Annotated in this window: 1 protein-coding gene; it reads left to right on the top strand. The window is 69.6% G+C overall.

What is annotated here, in order from left to right:
* Nucleotides 1-134 precede the first annotated feature (134 nt).
* Nucleotides 135-2,231: a CHASE2 domain-containing protein gene (locus VLK61_RS26225; RefSeq protein ID WP_325425561.1), complete on the top strand. Its 2,097-nt coding sequence runs from the start codon at nt 135-137 to the stop codon at nt 2,229-2,231.
* The last annotated feature ends 11 nt before the right edge of the window (nt 2,232-2,242 follow it).

Here is a 2,242-nt window from a genome sequence, read left to right as displayed (position 1 = left end):
GTGGTGTCGCTCGACAGCAAGGAAGTCGGCTACCTGTTCCAGCGGGACGTGATCGGCGGGCTGTTCCGCGGCAAGACCCTCTGGGGGCGTTGAGCCGCTCTTGACGGACAGGCTTGAAGTACACGGTATCTGCGATGAATGCCTTCTGGCGCAATCATCCCTGGCGGCTGCGCACAGCCGTCCTGATATCGGCTGCCGCCATCGTCGGCCTGCTCACCGCGCTGGTGCCCGAAGGCTTCCAGCGCACCGAGCAGCTGATCGGCGACTGGACCTGGCGCCTGGGCGCCAGCGCGCACCCCGAGCGCCGCATCGTCGTGGTGGATATCGACGAGGCCAGCCTGAAGCAGGTCGGGCCCTGGCCCTGGCCCCGTGCCACCGTGGCCAAGCTGTCGCAGCGTCTCGAAGAGGCCGGCGCGGTGGTGCAGGCCTTCGATATTGCCTTCCCGGATGCCCGTGATGGCGATGCTGCGCTGGCCGGGGCATGGACCCAGGCGCCGGTGGTGGCCGGTCAGATCTTCTCGCTCGATGCGCAGGTGACACCGCGTGTCGGCGGCATCGGCGGTGCGCTGGCCGCGGCTGGCTGCCCGTCGTTTGCTTCGCGCAGCCAGGGGTTTTACGGCAATGCGCCCGAACTTCTGCAGGTGGCGCCAGCGCTCGGCCACATCACGCCGCGTGTCGAGAGCGATGGCGTGGTACGCAAGGTGCCGGCCCTGGTGTGCCACGACGGCCGCAGCTACCCCAGCCTGGCCTTGTCAACGCTGTGGCGTGCCGCGCAGGCCGGTGGCAGTGGTCCTGCGGCGGCGCCGGATTGGGTCTGGCACCAGGCACGCGAGCAGGCCTTCGGCGGCCTGCTGGCACCGGCGGCCTGGCTCACCAGCGCCAGCCTGCCGGGCCTGGTGGTGCCGCTGGACGAGCGCGGCGATCTGCGTGTGCCCTACGGGCTGGAGCGCCGTGCGTTCGCCTCGGTATCGGCCGCCGAGGTGCTGAACGGCAGCGCCGACGACAAGCTGCTGCACGGCGCGATCGCCCTGATCGGTGCCACCGCCTTCGGCATCGGCGATACCGTCGCAACGCCGCATGCCGCGGTGTCGTCCGGCCTGGAGGTGCACGCGCAGGCCATCGTCGGCCTGCTCGACCATCGGCTGCCCTACACGCCGGCAGCAGCGCCCTGGCTGCAGGGCGCGGCGGTGCTGGGCATCGCGCTGCTGTTGCTGGTGCTGGTGCGGCGCGTGCCGGGTGTCACCGCCAAGCGCCTGCCGATCGCCGGCGTGCTGCTGGCGCTGGTGATCGCCGTTGCCTCGGCGCTGGCCTTGCTGCAGGCCCAGCTGTGGTTGTCGTGGGCGCCGGTGGCCTTGTTCGCGCTGGTGTCCTCGGCCGCGCTGGCGGCCGCCGAGCACGCGCTGACCCGCGCCCAGCGCGAACGCCTGTCGGCCCATCTGGGTGCCTACCTGCCGGGGCCGGTGGCGCAACGGCTGATGAAGACCGATCCGTCGGGCAGCGTGCAGGTCGAGCGGCGCAACATCAGCGTGCTGGTCGCCGACATCCGCAATTTCTCTTCGTTTGCCGCGCACAAGCCGGCAGAGGAAACCGCCGCGATGCTGCATGCCTTCTGCTGCATTGCGGTCGATGTGATCGAGCAGCATGGTGGTGTGGTGGAGAATGTCGTCGGTGATTCGGTGCTGGCCGTGTGGAACGCCTACCTGGATTGTGCCGATCACCCGCAGCAAGCCTTGCTGGCCGCACAGGAGTTGCTGCGCTCCACCCGAACCCTGCTCGCGCCTTCGCAACCCCCGCATGAAGACAGCCCTGTCCAGCCCCTTGCCTTGGGTGTGGGCCTCGAATCCGGCAGCGCCGTGGTCGGCTCCTTCGGGCCGTCACGCCGGCGTGCCCATGCGGCACTGGGCGAACCCGTGAGCGTTGCCGCACGATTGCAACAAATGACGCTCGATCTTTCGATGCCGATCCTCGTCGGTCCTCAACTGGCGGGGCAACTGCCCGAAAGCAGCACCGAGCCGCTCGGCGACTACCTGCTCGAAGGCCTGAGCCGGCAGTACGCGCTGTACGCACCCACGGCCTGGGCCGAGCTGGTGCCGGTCGACCCCTTGTGGATGCATGCCGCCACGGCTACTGCCGGGCGGGGTGCCGACAGCGACAAATGGGGTGTGCGCGCCGACAGTGTTGTGTTGACCTCATTGCGCGCTCCGACGCTCGGTGACCTGCGCGACGCATGAAGCGCGCCGCT

Source organism: Aquabacterium sp. (genome assembly GCF_035476535.1).
Taxonomy (GTDB): domain Bacteria; phylum Pseudomonadota; class Gammaproteobacteria; order Burkholderiales; family Burkholderiaceae_C; genus Pseudaquabacterium.
The sequence above is the reverse complement of the archived record's forward strand: the minus strand, read 5'-3'. Positions and strand labels throughout refer to the sequence as shown.